Origin of the sequence: Bifidobacterium psychraerophilum, from assembly GCF_000741705.1 — a bacterium.
In the GTDB taxonomy this organism is placed as follows: domain Bacteria; phylum Actinomycetota; class Actinomycetes; order Actinomycetales; family Bifidobacteriaceae; genus Bombiscardovia; species Bombiscardovia psychraerophila.
In genome coordinates, this window is the sequence record NZ_JGZI01000001.1 from 32,062 (window position 1) to 55,473 (window position 23,412).

Annotated in this window: 18 protein-coding genes and 2 tRNA genes; 15 read left to right on the forward strand and 5 right to left on the reverse strand. The window is 57.1% G+C overall.

Going from position 1 to position 23,412, the window contains the following annotated elements; all coding sequences use genetic code 11:
- Positions 1-102 precede the first annotated feature (102 nt).
- Positions 103-594, forward strand: a complete 492-nt coding sequence (locus tag BPSY_RS00165; RefSeq protein ID WP_033498052.1) for a GNAT family N-acetyltransferase — start codon at positions 103-105, stop codon at positions 592-594.
- Between the two features lie 306 nt (positions 595-900).
- Positions 901-2,688, forward strand: coding sequence for an aryl-sulfate sulfotransferase (locus BPSY_RS00175; protein WP_238556755.1), 1,788 nt, complete (start codon positions 901-903; stop codon positions 2,686-2,688).
- A 147-nt stretch (positions 2,689-2,835) separates the two neighbouring features.
- Here BPSY_RS00175 and BPSY_RS00180 read toward each other — a convergent pair whose 3' ends face one another.
- Complete coding sequence (locus BPSY_RS00180) at positions 2,836-4,623, reverse strand: SpaA isopeptide-forming pilin-related protein (RefSeq protein ID WP_034886493.1); 1,788 nt, start codon at positions 4,621-4,623, stop codon at positions 2,836-2,838.
- Between the two features lie 393 nt (positions 4,624-5,016).
- The gene (locus tag BPSY_RS00185; protein WP_033498338.1) at positions 5,017-5,466 is read right to left on the reverse strand and encodes an HIT family protein; all 450 of its coding nucleotides are present in this window, start codon (positions 5,464-5,466) and stop codon (positions 5,017-5,019) included.
- 475 nt (positions 5,467-5,941) lie between these two features.
- On the opposite strand from BPSY_RS00185, the gene BPSY_RS00190 reads away from it, so the two are divergent.
- Complete coding sequence (locus tag BPSY_RS00190; RefSeq protein WP_034886497.1) at positions 5,942-6,613, forward strand: TetR/AcrR family transcriptional regulator; 672 nt, start codon at positions 5,942-5,944, stop codon at positions 6,611-6,613.
- A 75-nt stretch (positions 6,614-6,688) separates the two neighbouring features.
- Here BPSY_RS00190 and BPSY_RS00195 read toward each other — a convergent pair whose 3' ends face one another.
- A complete protein-coding gene (locus BPSY_RS00195) occupies positions 6,689-8,146 on the reverse strand; it encodes a DUF2142 domain-containing protein (RefSeq protein WP_034886500.1) in 1,458 nt (485 codons plus the stop codon).
- Between the two features lie 186 nt (positions 8,147-8,332).
- Between BPSY_RS00195 and BPSY_RS11850 the strand changes: the two genes are divergently transcribed.
- A complete protein-coding gene (locus tag BPSY_RS11850; RefSeq protein ID WP_081884018.1) occupies positions 8,333-8,974 on the forward strand; it encodes an excalibur calcium-binding domain-containing protein in 642 nt (213 codons plus the stop codon).
- Positions 8,975-9,842: 868 nt separating this feature from the next.
- Here the strand turns inward: BPSY_RS11850 and BPSY_RS00200 are convergent.
- Positions 9,843-9,923, reverse strand: a tRNA-Leu gene (locus BPSY_RS00200).
- Positions 9,924-10,279: 356 nt separating this feature from the next.
- Here BPSY_RS00200 and BPSY_RS10815 point away from each other — a divergent pair.
- Complete coding sequence (locus BPSY_RS10815) at positions 10,280-10,834, forward strand: Fur family transcriptional regulator (protein WP_162178423.1); 555 nt, start codon at positions 10,280-10,282, stop codon at positions 10,832-10,834.
- Between the two features lie 136 nt (positions 10,835-10,970).
- A complete protein-coding gene (locus BPSY_RS00210; RefSeq protein ID WP_033498348.1) occupies positions 10,971-12,350 on the forward strand; it encodes an FAD-dependent oxidoreductase in 1,380 nt (459 codons plus the stop codon).
- A gap of 147 nt (positions 12,351-12,497) precedes the next feature.
- On the opposite strand, the gene BPSY_RS00215 is transcribed toward BPSY_RS00210, so the two are convergent.
- Positions 12,498-12,570, reverse strand: a tRNA-Thr gene (locus tag BPSY_RS00215).
- A 187-nt stretch (positions 12,571-12,757) separates the two neighbouring features.
- On the opposite strand from BPSY_RS00215, the gene BPSY_RS00220 reads away from it, so the two are divergent.
- The 9 genes from BPSY_RS00220 (at position 12,758) to BPSY_RS00260 (ending at position 23,353) form a co-directional block, all read left to right on the forward strand.
- A complete protein-coding gene (locus BPSY_RS00220; protein ID WP_033497977.1) occupies positions 12,758-13,882 on the forward strand; it encodes a mannose-1-phosphate guanylyltransferase in 1,125 nt (374 codons plus the stop codon).
- Between the two features lie 88 nt (positions 13,883-13,970).
- Positions 13,971-15,224 carry an acyltransferase family protein gene (locus BPSY_RS00225; protein WP_157809754.1) on the forward strand — a complete coding sequence of 418 codons (1,254 nt, stop codon included), beginning with the start codon at positions 13,971-13,973 and terminating at the stop codon, positions 15,222-15,224.
- Positions 15,225-15,360: 136 nt separating this feature from the next.
- Complete coding sequence (gene pgi, locus BPSY_RS00230) at positions 15,361-17,055, forward strand: glucose-6-phosphate isomerase (protein ID WP_033497981.1); 1,695 nt, start codon at positions 15,361-15,363, stop codon at positions 17,053-17,055.
- Between the two features lie 423 nt (positions 17,056-17,478).
- Positions 17,479-17,838: a 50S ribosomal protein L19 gene (gene rplS, locus BPSY_RS00235; protein WP_033497984.1), complete on the forward strand. Its 360-nt coding sequence runs from the start codon at positions 17,479-17,481 to the stop codon at positions 17,836-17,838.
- A 225-nt stretch (positions 17,839-18,063) separates the two neighbouring features.
- Positions 18,064-18,861, forward strand: a complete 798-nt coding sequence (lepB, locus tag BPSY_RS00240) for a signal peptidase I (RefSeq protein ID WP_033498037.1) — start codon at positions 18,064-18,066, stop codon at positions 18,859-18,861.
- Between the two features lie 9 nt (positions 18,862-18,870).
- Positions 18,871-19,572, forward strand: coding sequence for a ribonuclease HII (locus BPSY_RS00245; RefSeq protein WP_033497986.1), 702 nt, complete (start codon positions 18,871-18,873; stop codon positions 19,570-19,572).
- Between the two features lie 82 nt (positions 19,573-19,654).
- Positions 19,655-20,767, forward strand: coding sequence for a LacI family DNA-binding transcriptional regulator (locus BPSY_RS00250; protein WP_033497988.1), 1,113 nt, complete (start codon positions 19,655-19,657; stop codon positions 20,765-20,767).
- A 142-nt stretch (positions 20,768-20,909) separates the two neighbouring features.
- Complete coding sequence (locus tag BPSY_RS00255) at positions 20,910-22,541, forward strand: xylulokinase (RefSeq protein ID WP_033497993.1); 1,632 nt, start codon at positions 20,910-20,912, stop codon at positions 22,539-22,541.
- A gap of 119 nt (positions 22,542-22,660) precedes the next feature.
- The gene (locus BPSY_RS00260; protein WP_033497995.1) at positions 22,661-23,353 is read left to right on the forward strand and encodes an L-ribulose-5-phosphate 4-epimerase; all 693 of its coding nucleotides are present in this window, start codon (positions 22,661-22,663) and stop codon (positions 23,351-23,353) included.
- Positions 23,354-23,412: the final 59 nt, after the last annotated feature.

A 23,412-nucleotide genomic window follows, 5' to 3' on the forward strand; every position in this document is an offset into this window, starting at 1 on the left:
AAGGGATTGTTCATGCTGCGCTGAAGTGATGGGAAGAGTGCCGCCATGTCGCTTGCCGACTGCTACCGTGGTGGGGTTGCTGATAGAGGGTTGGGGGAGTGCATGCATATACGGGCGATCGAGGCGAAGGACGATGCCGTCATCCGGGACATCATCCGTGCGGGGTTGAAGGAACACGGATTGGATGTGCCGGGCACCGCCTACTTCGACCCGCAGCTGGACAGCCTGTCCTCCTTCTATGCCGAGGATGGACGAGCATATGTTGTCGTATGCGACGACGGCGGCCGGGTCATTGGGGGCGCCGGCTACGCGGAGGTCCCGGGAAGCGACGGAAGGATCGCCGAACTGCAGAAGTTGTATGTCAGTTCTGATGGGAGGGGCTCCGGTGCCTCATATCAACTCATCGCACAGGTCGAGACCGGGGCACGGGCCGACGGCTACAGCGTCCTGTATCTGGAGACCCACCATCGTTTGCAGGCTGCCATGCACGTCTATGAGCGTACCGGTTTCAGTCTGATTGACGGTCCTTTGGGCGATGCCCAGCATACGACGATGGATCGTTTCTATCGCAAGTCACTGGTCGCGGAAGCATGAGCCTTCCCGTCTCGGGGTGATCAGGGCTGGTGCACAGGCGGCTTCATAGCCGCATCCATGCCGTGACCCGTGGTGTGTGTGACCAGTGCCCTGCGGTTGTGCCGCATCGACGCCGCAGAGGCCTCATCTTGGGACGCATTGCCGATTTTGCTAGGTGCTTCCCACCTGATTTTCAGATTCTTTTCCGTGTTCTTTTCGTATCGCTTTCTACCTTGCAGATATAACGCCATACGAATGCCGCGTGCCCGATGCGATTGTGCCTTGGATGCCCGGTGAACAGCATACGGATACAGGAGATGCCGCGATATGCCAAAGAAGACAGACGAGAGCAAACAGGATCACGAGAAGGGTGCGTCTGCTCAGCAGAGCGGGACCCCAGGAGGGGATGGTCAGGCCGCTGCTCTCAGCCGCTTCGGACGTTTCGTGCGCAGTCGTATGGGCAAGGCCTCCCTGGCTGTTCTGGTCGTACTGATCATCACCGGCATCACCGTGGCCACCCAGGACCAGATCGCCTCGGCCATAGAATCCGCGCGCCTCGCGAAGCTGACGGAGAAGGTCGAGAACATATACACCGCCTCCTACCAGAGCAATGCGGATGCCACCTTGAAGGCGGACAGGTCCAAAAGCTCGCACGACGAGAACAACATCTACGTCAAAGACAATCCATATGGAACCAACACCACCGGACTGTACGTGTATTTCACCACCAGCGATGCCGTGAAGGTGAGCTACACCGTCTCCACCCCCGACACCGATTACGCGGATTTCAGCGCCACCCCAGACAAAGGTGACGAATACGTCACCACGCACGAATTCCAGGTCATCGGTCTGATACCAGGCAAGAACAACACCATCACCTTCACGTTGACGGCGAAGAACGGCAAGCAGACCACGCACACGATCGAGCACAAGGGAGCGAAGCTGCTCAGCGAGGTCGAAGTCCAGCTGAAGAGCACGAAGACGAACACGAGCACGGATCTCGGCAACGGTCTGTACGCGATTCTGGGCAATGACAGCGACGGCCAGGACTTCATGTACTACTACGATGTGCACGGCGTGATCCGTGGAGAGGTTCCGATCCTCTTCTACCGTAGTCACAGGCTGCTGTTCCGGGACAACATCATGTACTTCAGCGCATCCACACATGAGATCGTGGGCATGAACAGTCTGGGCAAGATCGTCAAACGGTACAACACCGGTACCAACTACATCCTTCATCACGATTACGGTATGGACTCCGATGGGAATCTGATCGTGCTGGCCACCGATCTGAGGAAATCGACGATCCAGGACGCGATCATCAAAATCGACGCCAAAAGCGGCAAGGTCAGCCGGCTGGTCGATATGAGCGCCCTCTACTCCTCATACGAAAAAACGACCGAGGATGCGACACTGGGAACGAAATCCTCAAGCACGACCGACAGCAACAATAAGAATTTTGATGCGGATGTTTCGGATATCAAGAAGGATTGGCTGCATCTGAACACCATCCAGGTCCTTGACGATGGCAGCGTGATACTCAGCTCCCGCGAAACCTCGACCATCATCAAGCTCAACGACATCGAATCGGATCCCACGATCGACTACATGATCGGTGAGGAAAGCTTCTGGAAAGGCACCGATTTCGCGAAGTACCTGCTGAAGCAGGACGGAAGCTTCTCCAATACCGGTGGGCAGCACACGGTGACCTATCAAAGCGACTCAAGCCTGCCATCCGGTCAGTATTACCTGTATATGTTCGACAACAACTACGGTGTGAGCAATACCAGACCCGACTACGATTGGGCGGCGAACACCCCGGGAATCAACACCTCATATACGGGTACCGGCAACTCGCGCTACTACAAGTACCTCGTCGATGAGAACGCGGGCACATACAAGCTCGTCTCCTCCTTCGACGTGCCGTACTCGCCGATCGTGAGCAGCGCGCAGGATCTCTTCAATGGCACGATCCTCGTTGATTCAGGCGTGCCTGGCGTGTTCGGCGTGTATGAATCCGATGGCACCTTGATCAGCCAGTGGAAGATGAATCTACGCAAGAACATCGTCTACCGCGTCTACGAGTACGACTTCCACAACTTCTACTTCGCGTAGGCGGACGACGCAGCGGCATCGCATCGCGGGTTGAAAGCGCACGATGTATGGATAGTGATGGGGCCTCCCGGGATTAATCCCGGGAGGCCCCATCACTATTGCCGAATCATGCATGCCGAATGGGATGCATCAGTCGAGCGTTCCTTCTCAACTGCGACGACGCTTGATGGCGACGCCGACCAGCAGGCTCACCGCCAGGGCAGCGGCTATTGCAGTCCCGATGACGACGGATGATATGTCGCTACCGGTTTTGGCCAGCTTCCCACCTGAGGCCACGACGGGCTTGGCTGTCTCGCCCGGCTTGGACGGAACGGGCGGAACGGTCTTCTTATTGGTGATGGACGGAAGCTGGATCACTGTGTGTGCGGAATCCACGGTGAATGATGTCTCATCTCCCGAGATCTGATACCCCTCAGGAGCCTTGGTCTCCTTGAGTGTGTACGTACCCCAGGCCAGATTGCCCACGCTGATCTTTCCAGCCGCAGGATCGGTGTCATGCGCGCCGTTGTCGATGACCTGAAGGACCTTGCCGTCCTTGCCGGTGAGGCTCCACTCGGATCCGGCCAGCAAAGTCGTAGGACTTGCCGCATCGACCTTGCTCCAGGACACCTGGCCTTCCACGCGGGCGTCATCAAGCGAGAGGGTGACGGAGGCGCCTTGCTCGAAGGTCGCATCGTCGATGGTGAAGTTCAAAGGTCCGGCCAGCTTGTAACCTTGCGGGGCGGTGGTCTCGACGAATGAGTAATTGCCTTTGAACAGGCCTTTGACTTCAATCGCGCCCGATGCATCGGTGGTGAGGCCTGATTCGATGACCGCGCCCTTGCCGTCCTTGCCCGCAACGAGGTTGAAGACCGCGCCTTTCAGCGTCTGTCCCGACTCCGCATCTTTCTTGACGAGTTTGGTGTTCGCTCCGATGCCCTCGCCATTGCCGCCAGCGGCATCCCACTTGTAGTTGGCGTCGGCGCTTGAACCGCCGGTGGCTTCGACGTGGTTGGTGTAGGTCTCGCCCTTCTTGGGCTGGTACGGACGGGTGTTGTAGAACAGCTCGGAAACGAAGTCTCCCGAATTGGCCATGCTCACGGCCTTCTTGACCAGGGCGGAATCCTCGTTGAACGTGATGCTGAAGGAGTGCGCGGCACTGTCGGTCGTCATGGTGAAATCCGTGCCCAGGGTCATGGTATCCCACGTGTCGTTGCTCCATCCCTTGTTATCGGTGAAGCGGATGTTCGGAATGAAGTGCTCGTAATCCGGGTACAGGGTCATCTTCTCGTCGATCACATCGGTGATCACGACGGGTTTGCCGTCAAACAGGAATTTCTGCGAGCCGATCATGATGGCCCAGGTGATGACGTCATCGCCATCCTGGCTGGCTCCCCAGCCGTCCTTGGTGAAATCGTCCGGTCCTGGCATCGGGCCCGGATCATATGGATCCACATCCGGTACGGGCTTGGTGTCATCGGTTTTTCCGTTGATCTCCCAGTGGCCTTTGTCGCCGTCGTTGGATTGGTCGGCTCTGATGATGAGCTTCATGTCGCCATGAACGTCGCCGTGGGTCGATACATAATCCGTGAAGGTGCAGGTGACGGTCTGGACCTCGACCTTGCACTGTGCGACGACTTCGCCATCAGGGCTGGTCAGGTTGAATCCGGTGGTGCTCAGATTCGAGAACTCCGCGGGAAGCCCGACCGTGAAGTAATCACCGGCCACCGTCCCGGCTGGCGCCACCCAAGACACGTGCGCGTCCACGGTGGTGTACTGTTCCATCTCCGTTTTATCCACGGTGATGTCGGTCACGGCATCCACCAGCTTGCCCTCGGCGGCCGACGCCATTGAGGTGCCCAGGGTTACTGCAAGCAATGATGCAAGGGTCGCTATGATGGCGACCAGTTTTTTCCATGTTGTATGTGTAGTTCGTTGTATACGATTTTCAGCCATAAGTTTCCTTCCCCTTCAGAAAGCCAAACAATACTAACAATTCAATTTCTGAAAGGAAAACCGCTTTTGTGGCTTTTCGCTGAGCCGCCTACTGCTAGGTGAACAACAGCTTAATAAAAAATAAACTCCATTAGCTTTTATTCGGGCGTGTCGGTTGTTTATATAGTGGAAACATACGGTCTCTGTCGGTGTATTTTGTCCTGATGTAGTGGCCTGTCAGCTGCGTCTCCGACGACGGATGCCGATCGCTCGCGGTACTGCCTGAAGGCCCCCACACCGGATCGGAGCGGAGCGTGATGAAGAAGCACCTCGGCAATCATCGGGTGCGCGGTCGGAATCCCACCCGTCAAATCCCGCATTCCTCCGTCCGATCGGCTGAAGGGAGGTCACGGCCTAGCGATGCGACATCAGATAGCTCCTGATCGAATGCATCAATGCGCCGTGCCTCTCCTCGGAGAAGCCCGTCATGGGATCCGACCAGCAGTGGCTGTCGTACAGCCACACGGGCAGTTTCAACCGCTCCTCCTGCTCCCATGCATACCTCGGGTAGACATGGGCGTGCAGATACTGGTCACTGTTGCCGAGGATGTCGTAATTGACCCGGACCGGCTTGCAGACACTGAGTATGGCATCGCCGAGAACGCTCATGTCGTACAAAAAGGACTTGCGTTCCTGTGTATCCAGTGCATTCAGCGAATCGACATTCCTCTTGGGCAATAAGATGCACCAGCCCGGCAAAAACTGCATATCAGCCATAACCGCATAATTGGAATCCATTTCGGCTATCAGTGTCGGATTCAGCCCATCACGTGCCGAAGCTATTCTGTCATCCTGCCAATCCACCGCATGCCTCCCCGTAAATCTGCTCCGTACCATACTAGGATGCCCTCGCAACGCCATCCTTATCCGGGCTGGCATCCCCCTCCCGGCATGGTGGTCGTGGAAGGTTTCGGATGGTGATGGATCGACAAAGCTGAAAAGTGTCCAAAAGATGTGTGCGCTTAGTCTTGACGACTCGACTCAACGCAGTATGCTGTATCGGTACCAGCGGAATAGGAAAAGATTGTCTGACAAATAATTAGTATTTTATCTTCGCTGGGTATAGTAAGCGCGAGTCATGGCTTGAAATGTGTAGACTGGTGTCACCAAAGGCCATGCGGGAGTATGTGTTTCGGGGAATGTGGATGCCCTATCATCCGATTAGGACATTTATCAGAATGCTTACCTAGTGCTACTTATGTTCCTATGATTTTTTAGACGGCAAAAACTATATACTGCCTTCCTACAATCGTTTTACCTGTGGGAGGCAAACCTTAACATGTCAATCGGAGACCGGGGTTCATACTCCAAGGGCATAGCCAGACGAAAGCAGATACTTCAGGCGGCGCTTACCATCGTCGCGGTTGATGGCTTCGACCAGACCACCCTCTCCAAGATCTCCAAGGCGGTGGGCATCACCGATGTGGGTGTGCTGCACTATTTCGATTCCATGGACGATCTGATGATCGAGGTGCTCAGACAGCGTGACATTGATGCGGTCATGGAATCATCGGCCTCCGTTTTGGATCTGGACTCACAGATGTCGCGCTTCGGCAAAGACCCTGCATGGTCACTGCGTTATCTGATTGAGGTCATGGATCGCAACTCACACACACCGGGCCTCATCGAGCTGTTCGCGCATATGGCGGTGAAGGCCTCGGATCCCAAGAGTCCCGCGTACAGGTATTTCAAACACCGTGGCACGGTGGAGAGGAAGTTGTTCGGGCACGTGCTGCGCAATCTCATCAAGGATGAGCATCTGCAGACGAAGATGTCTCCCGATGAATTGTCCCGCGTTATGCAGGCTCTGCTCGGTGGGTTGCAGGTCCAATGGCTTATCGACAGAAACCTGGATATGCCAGCCGTCGCGGAGAAATCGATCAATGCGCTGCTGGGGAGGAGCCCATCCAAGAAGATGACCCGTACTCATAGGAATGCGAATACGGTGTAAATCAGATACTGAACGTGTGGTATTGATCGTTTTAAACCCAGGATGCCACCCACTCCCTTAATTCTGGCGTTACCACTACTGATGAACATCAGTGTGATGATTTTTTGGTGATGGGTATACAGAAGAACTGGCCGATGCCTTTTCGAGTGTTTGGATAGGATGCGGTGTTTGTCTTCTCAGATAGAGGAAGCCTAGCAATAGCGGTGCTAACGGGGAAAGATATCTGGTTTGAAATCCGCTGATCAGTGTGAAATAGGTCATTTCTGTTAGATCGCTTGTCGTCATCATGATGGGGGCGAAAGTCGCGGCAAGGCAAAGCATCAATACCAAGAGAACTAATTGAGGGACTGATATCTGGACTCTTCTCGTGATCGTGATCATCAATGGCGTGGTTTTCACATCAGTCGGGCCAATGCGAATGAGATAGGCGATCACAGTCAGAGCTGCAATACACCAAACCAGCAGTAAGGGGAATCCCGCAATTAGACGTACGGGGTCAATCACCGTGTTCGATGCCAGTATCGTGAGGAATTTGATTGGATTGTGAATCGCTTCATATTTGTCAACTTGCATGTAGGTTCCTGGTGTCTTGGCCAGGAAACGAGTCCAGAGCAGTGATGCGACCAATGAGCAAAGCAGAGTGATTATCGTGGTGATGTTTCTCGGCTTTGGACGTATTGCGTGAGGGCTGGCAAGGAGGATAAGCAGAATCAGCGGGAAGTAGGATACTTTGACCGAACCTACCAGAAATCCAAGTATTCCTAGACCTAGAAGACTATATATGTTTAGTGGTGTTGCCCGATGAAGAAGTGCAAAGCATGAGCAGACGAAGAGTGCACATGTGCATATGACCATACCATCCGCCATGATACTGCTCGCACAGAACATTGACACTGGAAATAAAGATATTAGAACGATGAGCGGCTTGCCTCGTGGTGCAACGCAGATCGCCATACAGATGACAGCAAGATAGAACACCAGATTGGATAGCCTCGAGAGTTGCAGTGTCCTCCAGGCATTTGAATCTGTTGACAATCCTAACCGCATACCGATGGCTTGTGGGATGTATGGCAAGAAGCTGTATTGGTTTGCTCTATTGTCGGTGCTCGTTATCCGTGTATAAACGTGGGATGAGAATTCCTTTTGCTGGTCTTTTTGGTATTTCGTCATTTGTTGTGGCGATGTAAGGATATTCTCTATGGTGACATTATTGGCAGTCGTCGGGGTTAGGTATATCGAGTCACCCGTGATGCTGAGGATTGATGCGCCTTTTTCCCCTTCACTTCCTGTCTGTTGAGCGAAGTTGAATTGTTGCCCTGTGGCTGTTGCATATGTGGCAGGTAAATGCATCCCAGGATCAGGCATAGTGAGAGGCCCAATATTGAAAATAAACGTCAGCCCTTCGATTGCCCCGAAGATTAAGAAAAAGATTATGTATTTCTTGTTTTGGGATGCCCTCTGGCCTTGAGAGACACGGATATGATGACCCATCAAGACAGGACCTTTCGAAACTATGCTGGATATTTGCATCATAGCCTAGAACAGCGATTGCATGAACCGGCGAAATGGAATGCAGAAGGTGCTCCCGTGCCACCTTCTATGCGTTGATATCTGTACGGACCCCATATTCTTCATATCGTTTTCGAAGCTATATCATAATCCTGTAGGGGACTACAATTTCAAAAGTTCACGTTAATTTAGGGGAAGAGAGCAACAAAGATGTTCACACTTTCAAAGAAGGTGGGGAAACGATGCGCAATTGTGCTGGTGACGCTTGTCATGATGGTAGTAAGTGCAGGCATGCTCACCTCGCTTCCTGCACATGCCGCCAGCCCTGCAACTGTGCCAGTGTACCGTGTTTACAATCCGCATAGCGGGTTACATCATTACACTAAGGTTGCGCCAGAACGCGACCAGCTCGCTAAGCTCGGTTGGAAGTTGGAAGGGATCTCGTTTAACGCGGTCAGTGGAGGGCGTCCAGTGTACCGCGAGTACAACCCGAACAATGGGAATCATAATTGGACAATGAACGCCAACGAACATCGTGCGTTGATAAAACTTGGCTGGCGTAGTGAGGGGGTTGCATGGTATGCGCCCTCTTCAGGGTCGGCTGTATATCGTTTGTATAACCCGAATTCTGGTGAACATGTGTACACCACTTCATACAGTGAATATCTGTCTGTTGGCCGATCGGGTTGGCATAAAGAGGGGATTGCATGGTACAGCTACGGCTCCATACGGTATGCCAATTGCAAGGCGGTTTGGGCTGCTAATGGTCATGGAATACGCCGTGGACAACCGGGGTACTCCTTGGATCTGGACGCGGATAAGGACGGGTATGCGTGTGAAACTCGTCCGTGATTATCGGCGAAGCTGATTATCCATACAAATTTAGGTGTGCTTGTATATATGATTGGGGCCAGTGCTTTGCACTGGCCCCATTTTGTTGAACAGGAGCTTGTGCGAATGAGGATACTGGTATGTTGTTGTGTGGCGTTAACGTGTTGTGAGCAATGCTAAGTTTGCAGACAACTACTCATATTTCATTCAGTGTTTTTAACCTCGTGAAGACTGTCAATTCTAACGGTCTTCTTCGTATGGGAATGTCAAATATCTGATGAAGTAGGGCATCTGCACACGCCTCTTGTGCCCCAGGCCATGCGCACATCAATGTAGTGAAAACGTTCGCGCAGTGGAACGATGACGAGCTCCCAGCTGTGTGTGCATGCATTTGTGGAACGTGTATTCAATGGGGAAAGCATCCTGATCGAGAGATGACTAGGTGGTCGACGATATTGAGCTAACTGCTCCATCCCGTTGTCCGCTAAGCCTGTGTAGTTCGTCTTCCCGCAATCAATAATTGCCACAGATCGTTGTTGAGGCGCGACACATCAAACTCCTGGGTGTGACGTAGGAATGTGATGACCGCACAAAGCAGAGAAAATGAGCGTTCTCATGTTACTGGAGGATGCTTCTGCAGGCGAAGAATATCACTCGGTGGTTTGCAAGTGCGAATATACAGAGAGGGTAACAAGTATTTGGGCACAAGGGCGAGTCCAAGAAAATCTCGGGTGCGTGCGTAGACGTGTTTGATGGTGATTTCTGGGATACAGCGGACGGAGTCGAAATCGTCATCCGGAGATCAGTCTCTGCATTGTTGTGGGCGATTTGTGGGCAGAGGGATGTCAGGCTTTGCTCTCATGTGTTGCGATGCCAAGGCTGAAATATGTGCGCGAGATGGGACTCGAACCCACACTCCCGAAGGAACAGGAACCTAAATCCTGCGCGGCTACCATTACGCCACTCGCGCGATGAACATCGGTGGAGATGGGCCGCTCGGCCGCATCCTGATTGCCATGGCACCCAGTTGACGGCCGCGGGATGGATGCGTCACATCCGGAGCATCGGCCTTCCACAGTGTGCCAATAGTACTGGGTGATCGGGAAATCCGCCACAGGAGCGTTGGGTTCAACAACGGCATGCCCATCAGGGGAAATTCCTACATTTGAATTATTCAATTGTTTGTTCTATTCTAAAAACATGCTCGATGAGAATCAGACATCCGGTCCACGGAATAGAGGCGAGGGTATACGTCTCCCCGAAACCGCGGCTTCGTCGGTCCCGGGAGGTGCTCCGTCGCCTGCGCACGTGCCGGCGTTGTCCGTGATGTCGTCACCGAGGAGATCATGGCGCGAACGTCTGCGCGAGGCCCACGTGCGTGTCACTTCTCAGAGACTCGCCGTATTGCACACACTGGATGCCCATCCTCACAGCACTGCGGCCGAAATAGTCGGGTTTGTCGATGCGAAGGAGATGGACGCGCTGACCGTGCAGGGCGCCTATGTGATGCTTCAGCAACTGGAGGCGGCCTCCTTTGTGCGTCGTGTGAATCTGCCCGATTCGGCAAGTGTCCATTGGGAGACGCGTGTCGGAGACAACCATCATCATGTGCAGTGCGTGATGTGCGGACGCATCGAGGACGTTGATTGCGTCGTAGGGCAGGCGCCCTGCCTGACGCCTGCGGATACGCACGGCATGCGCATACTCGAAGCCCAGATCGTATTCCGTGGGATCTGCGAGAGCTGTGCCGGCCGGTTGAAGGATGACACCGGCGACGCAGGCGCCGACGGGGTTGCCGTTGCATCCTCACCATCAGAGTCAGGCACCGACAGGCCTGCACGCGCCGGCCTGCAGACCACGGTGGGAGCGCGTCCTTCATGACGATGCGCGGATTCCCGTGCACCGCGCCAACACAGGCGTCGGCGGGAATGATCCAGCCAGACATCCAGATCAGGTGGATATCCAACATATTGTTCACAGAATCAATCGTTGCAAGCAACATGAAAGGGACAGCAGCATGAGTGACCAGAAGAAAATCATCGTCGTTGGTTCGTCGCACGGGGGGTATGAGGCCGTCCAGCAGATACTGCTGGATGCGCCCGAGACCGACATTCAGTGGTATGAGAAGGGCGGGTTCCTATCCTTCCTGTCCTGCGGCATGCAGCTGTATCTGGAGGGCGCGGTCAAGGACGTGAACTCCGTCAGATATGCCACGGTGGAAGGTGAAAGCGCCAAAGGCGTCCATGTCTTCGTGCGTCAGGAGATCACCTCAATCGATGCGCAGCGGCATACCGTCCATGTGGTCGACCACGAGAACGGTGAAGAGCGCGAGGAATCATACGACAAACTGATTCTGAGCCCCGGCGCGGTTCCGGCGGAAATCCCCGTCGAAGGCAGGGAGCTTGAGAACATCTATGCGATGCGTGGACGTGACTGGGCGATCAAGCTCAAGGCCGCGACCGTGAATCCCGATATCAAGGATGTCGTGGTCATCGGAGCCGGCTACATCGGCATCGAGGCGGCCGAGGTCTTCGCCAAGGCAGGGAAGAAGGTCACGATCGTCGACATCGCCGACCGGATCCTGCCGCTGTATCTTGATGCCGAATTCACCGATGTACTGACCGCGACCCTGGAAGATCACGATGTCTCGGTGGCGGCCGGAGAGTCCGTGCAGCGTTTCGAAGGCAAGGACGGGAAGGTCTCGGCCGTGGTGACCGACAAGGGCACCTATGCGGCGGATCTGGTCGTTGAATCGGCGGGAATCCGTGCGAATACGGCCTGGCTCTCCGATGTGGTGAAGCTTGGCGACCACGGTCTGATCGAAATCGATGACTTCCAGGCCACCAGTGCGCCGGATATCTATGCGGTGGGAGACGCGACCCTGATCGGCTTCGCTCCGACGGGTGGCTACGCTCATATCGCGTTGGCCACGAATGCGCGTCGTCAGGGGAGGATCGCCGCGCGCAACGCGCTCGGAGAGCATATCGCCTTCCCCGGTGTTTCAGGTTCGTCAGCACTATCCATATACGATTACAAGTTCGCCTCCACCGGAATCAAGGAGAGCAACGCCGCGTCCTATGGTGTGGAGACGAAATCCGTGCTGGTCAAGGACACGTATCGTCCGCCTTTCGTTCCTGACGATGAGGGGAACGCCGAAGTACTGTTCAAGCTCACCTTTGCCGCGGACGACGGGCGTGTGCTGGGTGCGCAGATCATGTCCACACAGGACACCACCGCGAACATCAATGCGATTTCGCTCGCCATACAGCAGCATGTGACCGTGGATCAGCTGGAATATGCGGACTTCTTCTTCCAGCCCGGTTTCGACCGTCCATGGAACATCATCAATGTGGCCGCGCAACAGGCGTCACGCGAGTTGGCCGCTTCCAAGAAGTGAGTGCTTCCGATGATTTGAGCCCCATCTTCCGGGGCCTCCGGTAGAGGCTGTGCTTCCGCCTTTGGATGCAAGCGGGGCCGAGGACTTATGTCCTCGGCCCCGCTTTTCCGTGATTGCCGCAACACATACCCGCAGCGTCACCTTCCGAGCCACTTGACAGAATCGAACTGTCGACCTTCTCATTACGAGTGAGACGCTCTACCAACTGAGCTAAAGTGGCACTCCGCCCCCTGCTTCGAAGAAAGCAAGGCACAGTCTCAAGATTGTAGCGGAAAGCTGCGATTTGTCGAATTATTCAGTGATGTCGTTCACCAAATGCGTCATATCGCGCCCGATATGTATGCATGTGGGGCGATTATCAGCAAACCTTCATGCTGCTGTACCGCTGATGGGTGAGAATAGAAGGTATGAGCAGCGAAGACTTCTATGCAATCATTCCCGCTGGGGGCGTGGGTACCCGACTGTGGCCGTTGAGCCGTAAAAGCAGGCCGAAGTTCCTGTACGATCTGCTTGATTCGGGCAGGACGATGATCCAGTCCACATTCGATCGTCTGGCGGCGGTATGCGGCGCCGAACATGTGGTGGTGAGCACGGGTGAGGCCCACGTCGATGCCGTTCGAGAGCAGTTGCCGGAGTTGGGGGCTGAAAGCCTGTTCGCTGAGCCGGTGGCCCGCGATTCAACGGCTGCGATCGCCTTGGCCGCTGCGGTTCTCGCACGTAGACATGGTGACCGGATCGTCGTCGGATCCTTCGCCGCCGATCAGGTCATCAGAGACAAGGACGCATTCGCCGAATGCGTGAGGCAGGCCACGGCGGCGGCCCGGCAGGGCTATGTGACCACGATCGGGATCGCCGCATCCCGGCCTTCGACGGCTTTCGGATACATCCATCAGGGCAGATCATTGGCGGATGAGATACCGGATGCCCAAAGCGCCAGACTGGTCGAATCCTTTGTGGAGAAGCCCGATTCTGCAACCGCCCAGGCATATCTGCAAACGGGGGAGTACCGCTGGAACGCCGGTATGTTCGTGATGCGGGCCGACGTGCTGCTCAGCAATCTGAAACGCTACCAACCTGATTTGCATGCCTCCATCATGTCCATCGCCGAGGCCTGGGATGAAAGCTCCGAACGCCGCAAGGCCGCGATGACACGCTACTGGTACGGCCTGGAGAAGATCGCCTTCGACTACGCGATAGCGGAGCCGCTATCGGCCGCCGGGGGCGTCGCCGTGGTGCCTGGTGGTTTCGGTTGGGATGATATCGGTGATTTCAACTCGGTGGCCGCTCTGCTGCCGAGTTCGAACAGGCGCAACATCAAGGTTCTGGGCGATCAGGATGATGTGGTGTTCCTCGACAGCGCCGGTGATATCGTCGCTGCCCAGGCCGGTCGGACGGTGGCCCTGCTCGGAGTGGACGATATGGTGGTTATCGACACGCCGGATGCCCTGCTGGTGGCACCTCGTGCCCGCAGCCAGGAGGTCAAGAACATGGTCGCCAAACTTTCCGGGCTCGGTCGTGACGATATTCTCTGAGGCGACACGGTCCGCTTCCACCGGACACGATTATCCCCGGGGCGTTGCGCAACAGCCGGATCGCATCACAGCCGGAACCGAAGGCGTCGTGAACGACCAACAGGCGGCATCCGGAAGCGTGTATGCCAAACCCCCGAGGAATCAGCACATCGAACTGCTGAGGGTGTTCGCCATCATCAGCATCGCCGTATTCCATGTGTTCCTCAGTTGGTTCACGCAAGCCGCGGGCCTGGGCGCGCACCAGCAGCAGATCGTGGACTCGCATGCGGAGCTTCTCGCGGCCTCATTCCCATCGATGTGGGCTATGGGGGTCATCAACCTGCTCGGTTCATGGGGAAACCACGTATTCTTCATGATCTCCGGCTTTTTCCTGATCCCATCCTTGGCCGAGTACTCACACGAATTCGACTACTGGCGCTCGCAGGTCGTTCCGACGCTGAAGCGCTGCCTGACCGTGGTGCTTTCCGTCCTGTTCTATGGATTCATCGCGTTGGCCGTCAACGCCTGGATCATGCCTTTGCCGGGGGCGGGAAGTGTGTCCTGGTGGGGTATGGGATTGGAATTCATCTGGCTGTACCTGGTCTTCGTGGCGCTGGCCCCCATGATCGCCTGGGGCATCGAACGTATAGGCAGTGCAAAGGCCGAGATTCTGGCCTTTGCGGTGCTTGCTGTCGTTTACGCGCTGAACGCCTATATAGCCTTCGTGGCCCAGGGCGATTTGGACGGTCGTGGCCTGGGGGACTGGCGCAAGCAGATGAGCGCCGTGACCTATCTGGTCTCCTTCATATTCGCTGGGTTGATCGGCAAGCGGGTGCGCAACACCAGTATTGGTGGTAGCGAACCCAAGGCCCGGCAGTGGTGGCGCAAGCCCAGAATCATACTGTGGATGATGATCGCGGTCTGTCTGCTGACGCTGCTGCTCACCGGCGTTCTGGCCGCAAGCGGGCGGTATGCGCTGCTGTATGCCTTGTCCTTCAAATCGACATCCTTGATCGCCTGTGCGCTTGCGGTTCTGGCCTTATTGTTCTGTGCCTCCGTGCAACGTTCCATCCGGGTCGCGGCCGTATTCCGCGCACGGGTCGTATCGGCCCTGGCCCCGGGCATCCTCGGCTTCTACATCGCCCAGTCCTTGATGCACGCCCTGTGGTTCGCACCGTGCTATGCGGCGATGCGTACGATGCTTGCCCATGCCATGGGACAGGGAGCTGCCGTTCAGGCGATGTGGATGATCGCCTTCTTCGCTTTCGGCATAGTGTTCGCGCTGCTTTTCGCCGTGGTCGTGTGCCTGTTCGACCGTTTCCTCAGACAACCGGTGCTGCGCGCCTTGAGACTGTTGAGATGACATACGCGGGTGGAACGATTTGTTTAAATCTGTCCTCTTTTGTGAGTAACTTGAGAGGTGGTATTGGACGACGCGGGTCCTTGTGTAACTCAGAGGTTCGCACCGTTTCCCACATGTAGTGATGAAAGGACCGCAAATGGCCATCAATCCTCCAGTTGATGCAACGAAGACTCCAGCTTGGAGCGCGCTGCAGCAGCATTTCAACGATTTGCAGAACGAAGGCATCGATCTGCGCGCATGGTTCGCGCAGGATCCTGAGCGCACCAGCAAGCTCAGCTTCGAGGCGGGGGACCTGCATTTCGATCTGTCCAAGAATCTGATCAAGCCTGAGACGCTGGATCTGTTTGCCCAGCTCGCCAAGGATGTCAAGCTCGATGAGCGCATCAAGCAGATGTACGGCGGAGTGCATATCAACAACACCGAGGATCGCGCGGTGCTGCACACGGCCCTTCGTCGCCCTGTCGAGGATGAGGGCAAATACATCGTCGACGGCCAGGACGTCGTCAAGGATGTGCGTGAGACGCTGGACCGCATCTACGCCTTCGCGGAGAAGGTGCGTTCGGGCGAGTGGACCGGTGTGACCGGCAAGAAGATCGAGACCGTCGTCAACATCGGCATCGGTGGATCCGACCTGGGTCCGGTCATGGCCTATGAGGCGCTGAAGCCCTATGCGGATGCCGGCATCAGTGCCCGTTACATCTCCAACATCGATCCCAACGATCTCGCCGAGAAGACCAAGGGACTTGATCCCGAGACGACACTGTTCATCATCGTCTCGAAGACTTTCACCACCCTGGAGACCCTCACCAACGCTCGCGAGGCCAAGGCCTGGCTGCTTGAGGAGCTGCGCTCGCAGCACGCCATCGACGAATCCGACGAGAAGAGCGCCGAGGCCATCAAGAAGCACTTCATCGCGGTCTCCACCGCCCTCGACAAGGTCGAGGCATTCGGCATCGATCCACAGAACGCCTTCGGCTTCTGGAACTGGGTCGGCGGACGGTATTCCGTTGAATCCGCCGTGGGAACCTCCCTCGTCATCGTCTTCGGACCCGCACGCTTCGAAGAGTTCCTTCATGGCTTCCATGAAATCGACGAGTATTTCGCCACGACGCCATTCGAGAAGAACGTTGTCGCGCTCCTCGGTCTGATGAACGTCTGGTACGTCAACTTCTTCGGTGCCCATTCGCATGCCGTTCTGCCGTATGACCAGTATCTCCACCGTTTCGCGGCTTATCTGCAGCAGCTGACGATGGAGTCCAACGGCAAATCCGTGCGCTGGGACGGCACCCCCGTCACCACGCAGACCGGTGAGATCTTCTGGGGCGAGCCGGGAACCAACGGACAGCATGCCTTCTACCAGCTGATCCATCAGGGAACCCGCCTGATCCCGGCTGATTTCATCGCTTTCGCGAACACCCCGAATCCCGTCAAGGATGGCGACCAGGATGTGCACGAGCTCTTCCTGGCCAACTACTTCGCACAGACCAAGGCTCTGGCTTTCGGCAAGACCGCCGAGGAAGTACGTGCCGAAGGAACCGCGGAGGCCATTGTGCCGGCTCGCGTCTTCACGGGTAACCGCCCGACCACCTCGATCCTCGGAGAGGCGCTGACACCATTCGCCTTGGGTGAGTTGATCGCGCTTTACGAGCACATCACCTTCGTGGAGGGCACCGTCTGGGGCCTGGATTCCTACGACCAGTGGGGCGTCGAACTCGGCAAGGTGCTTGCCAAGCAGATCACCCCGGCCATCTCCCAGGACGACGAGGCTCTGGCCCAGCAGGACCAGTCCACACAGGGACTGATCAATTTCTACAGGTCTCATCGCCTGTAAAGCGCTCCGTCGTGGTGACCACGAGCATGACTCTGTGATACGGCCGCATGAGGCCCCGGTGCATCGCACCGGGGCCTCATGCGATATATACCCCGCCGGAAGCGGGGGCCGCACCTGCGCTGCCGGGGCATCGTCATCGGTGGGGGGGGGGGGGGCCTCATGCGACGTGAGCGCTGTGACGACGAAGACCACGCGCACTTTCCCATTTCACCGTTTATGGGGTAATATATTGCGTTGCTGTGCCGGAATGTGCGTCGCCGCATAGATTCGCATTCCTCGTGTCCAGTTCGCCCGGCTTCCCGGTGTGAACGGATCGGTAGGCTCCCGATGGCAAACCGGAGGGATACAGATGTTGGGTGCAACCGTCAATGCACGATTCGCCCGCTTACACGTACCGGTATGCGGCGGTTATGGAGGAACAGCATGAGTGCTATCCAGAATTTTGAAGCGAAGCAGATGAAGCCTGCGGAGTCCATTCCTGATTTCCGTCCTGGTGACACGGTTGAAGTCAACGTGAACATCAAGGAAGGCAACAACACGCGTATCCAGGCCTTCACGGGCGTGGTCATCGCCCGTTCCGGTTCAGGGCTGCGCGAAACCTTCGTGGTGCGCAAGGTCAGCTTCGGGGTCGGCATCGAGCGTCGCTTCCCGCTGCACTCCCCACAGATCGATTCCGTCAAGTTGGTACGCAAGGGCCGCGTTCGTCGCGCCAAGCTGTACTACTTGCGCGATCTGCGCGGCAAGGCAGCTCGTATCTCCGAGCGTCGTGACAACAAGGCCTGATTCAGGCATTGTCCTTCAATATGCAATGACCCGGGGCCTGACAAGGCTTTCCGGGTCATTGTGTTTGTACCCTGCGACCGCTGGCCCCCTGCATAAGGCCCTGGGACGGCCGGTGCGCCACCAAACACCGTTTCCTGACGAGGGCCGCGGGAATATCGCAGGAGACCCCGGCCTTGGGCCTGGTTTAGAGTTGGTGGGGAAGCGGACCGTGAACGAGGAGAGATGATGCGCGCTGACGATGTGAATGAATACGATGCCGATGCACCATCCTCACCTATCAATCGGGATGCCCGTATCCTCAGCGTGGCCGATCACGGCGTGAACCCCTTGCCGGCACCGGAGCCCGACGATGATGTCGATTGGGGATCCAGAAGAGGCGGCCGCAATCGCAGGCCGGAGGCATGGCTGAGTTGGAAGGAAGTGCTGATCTGGTGCGGCATTCCGATTCTGGTGGTCATCATCATCCGGACCTTCCTGTTCGGCTTCTACTCCATCCCTTCGGGCTCGATGCTTGACACGATTCATGAAGGCGATCGCGTGGTGACCACGCAGCTGATTCCCGGAGTGGCGGATCTTCAGCGTGGCGATGTGATCGTATTCAAAGATCCGGCGCATTGGCTGAGTGCCGAGACCAATTCCTCTTTGGGACAGAGCGAGTACCTCATCAAGCGTCTGATCGGTCTGCCAGGAGACACCATAGCTTGTGACGGTCCCGGTTCTCCGATCACCATCAACGGTGTGGCGATTGACGAGCATTCGTACATCAGGCCGGGGGTGGATCCCAGTGCGATGTCGTTCAAGGTGACCGTAACGGCGGGGCATCTCTTCGTGCTCGGTGACAACCGTTCGAACTCCGCCGATTCGCGATTCCACCGCGATGACGGTGACCAAGGTCTGGTCCCTGTCAGCGACGTGGTCGGGGTGGGTCTGGCGATTTACTGGCCGGTGCAGAACCTCAGCTCCCTGAATGGGCATCACGATGTGTTCGCATCCGTTCCGGACAGATCCGCCTCGGCGAAATAGCAGTACGTGATGACGACATCGCATGAGATACCGACACTGCTTACCGAGCGTGGCTTGGCCGAGCGGAACTATGACGTGGTGATAGGGCTTGACGAGGTAGGACGCGGCGCGCTTGCCGGGCCTGTGATGGTGGGCGCCGTTGCCGTGCGCTCAGCACGCCTGTCTGATCTGGACATCATTGCCGGTGTCGCCGATTCGAAACTGCTCAGTGCCAACCGGCGCGAAGCGATGCTCGGCGATCTGGAGGAGTGGAGCGACGCCTGGGCCGTCGGCGCAGCCAGCAATACCGAAATAGATGAGTTCGGCATCATGCATGCCCTGGGAATGGCTGCACTGCGGGCCCTGACGGATGTGCAGGCGCATATGGCCTTCGACGCCCGGGCGTCCCGACCTTCAATCTGCGCCATCCTTGATGGCCCCTACGACTACATCACCAGGGTCGTTGATTCCTTCGATGCACCGGAGCTGCAGTATCCGGTGGATGTCATCACCCAGATCAAGGCCGACCAGCATTGCGCCACGGTCTCCTCCGCGTCGGTGATCGCGAAAGTCACCAGGGACCACATGATGACATCCCTCGCGCGGAGTGAGGAAGCCTATGCCGCGTATGGATGGGATCGCAACAAAGGCTATGGATCCGCGGCGCATCGTGAGGCGATCGCCCGGCTCGGGCCGAGCCCGCTGCATAGGGTCAGCTGGCATCTTTCCTGAAGCGGATAGTGGGCTGTCAGGTTTTTCGGCAACGTGCGGGTATTCTCATATCAGATGAGCAGGCGGCAGGGGGTAGGGTCATATGAGCGGCACCACGGGCAAAGGTGGCAAACGCCCCTCCATATTCGAAGTGGCCAAACTTGCCGGTGTCTCGCATCAGACGGTGTCCCGAGTCATCAATCATTCTCCTGATGTATCGGTTTCCACACGGGCCAAAGTGCAGGCAGCCATCGACAGTCTCGGATACCGACCGAGCAATTCCGCCAGGGCCCTGGCCTCCCGCCGTTCACGCACGATTGGTCTGATCGCCGGGGGAGTCAGCTTTTTCGGCCCTATATCAACGATCGCCGCCATTGAGGCCACCGCCCGGGCGCACGGTCTGTTCCTATCCATCGCCATGGTGGATGAGGCGAGATGCACCCGCAAGGATTTCGAGGATGTCTGCGGGACGCTGATTGCCCAGAACGTCGAAGCCTTCATCTTCATCACGCCGACCGACACGATGTTCGAGGCCGCCTGCAACGCCAAGGTGGCCCAACCGAGGGTTCTGGTCACGTCAACGCATGGCACCGGAGCGCGTGGCAACAGCGCATTGCGTAAACTGACGGGGAAGAACGCGGCCATCGTCGGGGTCGACCAATGGTACGCGATGCATGAGGTCGTTGGCTTGCTGCATCGGCTCGGTCATCGTTCGGCATGGTATCTGGCAGGACCGGGGGAATGGCGTGACGCCGCGACCAGATTGGCGGCGTGGGAGCAGAGTTGTGCGGAATTCTCCGTGGACTCCGTATCGATCGCCACCCAAAGCTGGGACGCCTCTGAGGCGTATGCGCGCATCAACCACCATCTCGAAGACTGTGGCGAACGGGGCGCGAGCCTGCCGACGGTTATCGTGACCGCGAACGACAATCAGGCGATTGGCGTCACCCGTGCCCTGCATGAGCACGGCATCCGCATACCCAAGGATATGAGTCTGGTCGGATTCGATGACATCCCTGCCGTTGACAGCCTGTATCCGCCATTGACCACCGTCCAGCCCCACTTCGAACAGCTAGGTCGGGCCGCGATGCAGGAGGTGCTGGCGCTGCTGGGGGAGATCTCCCGGCCCGCTGCTCCGCGTATGAGGCACGGGATCGATCTGATTCCCGCGACGGTCGTGCAACGCAGTTCTCTGGCTCCCGCCCCCAGGCGTTAACAACACGGCGGCGTTTGCCGTAGCGTGACGATAGCAGTATCATCGTAGTTATGTGAGCGCTCACATTTTGTGGATGGGCGCCAGGTGCAGCTCGCCCGCAGTGTTGCCGGGGAAGCTGATATTCTGCAAAGGAGCTGGAACAATGGCAGGTATCCAGGACGCGTCCGAACACGTCGCTGCAATCGCAGAGAAGATCAGGGCGGGGAAAACCTCCCTGGGCATCGAACTGGGCTCGACACGGATCAAAGCGGTGCTGATCGATGACAGGTACACCACGATCGCGGCGGGCGATTACGGCTGGGAGAACCGGCTGGAGGATGGTCTGTGGACCTACCCACTGGAGGAGGTCTGGGAGGGTGTGCAGCATGCATACGCTGCACTGGCGAATGATGTTGAGACGGCCTACGGCGAGAAACTGACCAGAATCGGATCCCTCGGATTTTCCGCGATGATGCACGGGTATCTGGCATTCGACAAGGATGGCCGTCTGCTGGTGCCCTTCAGGACGTGGCGCAATACCAACACCCACGAGGCGCACGAAAAACTGTCCGAGCTCTTCCAATACAACATACCCGAGCGCTGGTCCATCGCGCATCTCTACCAGGCGATCATCGACCATGAGGAGCATGTGCCTCGAATCGCCTACATCACCACCCTGGCCGGATATGTGCATTGGAAATTGACCGGACGCAAGGTCCTGGGGGTGGGTGACGCATCGGGGATGTTCCCGATAGACCCGGTCAGCAAAACCTTCGAGAGCGATATGCTCCGGCAATTCGCCGAGCTGCCGGAAGTGGCTGAACAAGCGTGGAGCATCGAGGATATTCTGCCGACGCCGCTGGTGGCGGGACAACATGCGGGTGAGCTGAGCGAGGAAGGCGCCGCACTGATCGACCCCTCGGGCTCATTGATGGCGGGTACCTTGTTGGCACCCCCTGAAGGTGATGCGGGGACCGGTATGGTGGCGACCAATTCGGTCCGTGTCCGGACCGGAAACGTATCGGCGGGGACTTCGATCTTCGCCACGGTCGTGCTGGAGCACAAGCTGGCCGCCCTGCATCCCGAGATAGACCTGGTGACCACACCGGCCGGAGACCTGGCGGGTATGAGTCACGCGAACAACTTCACTTCGGATCTGAACGCATGGGTACGCGTATTCAAGGACTTCGCCCAGGCCGCAGGGATTCAGCTCGACACGGGAGCCTTGTATACGACCTTGTTCAAGTCCGCGCTCGAAGGCGATGCGGATGCGGGCGGGCTGCTCAACTACTGCTTCTACTCGGGGGAGTTCCTGGCAGGACTTCCCGAAGGCAGGCCGGTGTTCGCCCGCGGACCCGAGGGCAGGATGACCTTGGCCAATTTCATGAGGGCGCAGCTGTTCTCGGCATTCTCCCCGGTGAAAATCGGCATGGATGTGATGGTCAAGGACGAGGGCGTGCAGGTTGATTCCCTGGTCGGGCACGGCGGTATCTTCACCACCCCTCAGGTCGCGCAGAAGATTCTTGCGGCCGCCTTCAACGCCCCGATCAAGGTGATGTCCACCGCCGCCGAGGGCGGGGCCTGGGGCATGGCCGTCCTGGCGGATTACCTGTGGCATCCTGAAACACCACTTGCCGATTACCTTGATGAACGCGTGTTCGCCGATGCGCAGTCGACAACCGAGCAGCCCGATCCTGTGGATGTCGCCGGCTTCGAAAGCTTCTTCACACGCTTCATCGCGGGTCTGCCGATCGAAAAGGCTGCCATAGAGGCGATTCCTTTGGAAGAGGACTGAAGGGGGACCGAGTCGTTGGGTGAGCCGGCCCCGGGTTGTCTGCCGGGGCCATGAATCGGCACACAGCGGTTTTGAGAACACAGGCAATTGTTGGTACACACGTAGAAAGGCTATCGATTATGGTTTCGTTGGATGATTATTCAAGTGAGGTACGCGCCGAGGTCAAGCAGGTGCGTGAAGTGGTGGCAAGCTTGCACGAGCAGCTGCTGAAATGGAATCTGGTGGTGTGGACCGCCGGGAATGTCTCTCAGCGTCTGCGTTCGGCCGATTTGATGGTCATCAAGCCTTCCGGAGTGCGGTATGAATATCTCACCCCGGCCTCAATGGTGGTCACCGATCTCGAAGGCAATCTCGTTGATGGTGCCGAGGCGCCGTCATCGGACACCGCATCACATGCGTACATATACCGACATATGCCTGAAGTGTATGGCGTGGTGCACACGCATTCCACCTATGCGACGGCATGGGCCGCCACCGGCAAGAACATACCATGCGCACTGACGATGATGGGTGACGAATTCGGCGGACCGGTCCCTGTGGGGCCATTCCGTCTGATCGGTTCCGAGGCCATAGGCGAGGGCGTGGTGGAGACCTTGAAACGGTATCCCAAGTCGCCAGCGGTGCTGATGCAGAATCACGGGCCGTTCACCATCGGCAAGGATGCGGAGTCGGCGGTCAAGGCCGCAGCGATGACGGAGGAAGTGGCGCACACCGTCTGGGCGGCGCAGCAGCTGGGTGGTGTGATCGAAATCGATCAGAAGGATATCGACAGCCTCAATGACCGCTACCAGAACGTCTACGGGCAGCACTGAGGAACAGTCGGGCAGGCTTGCAGAACGCCCGTGCCGGATCGGATCACCGAGGATCGGAC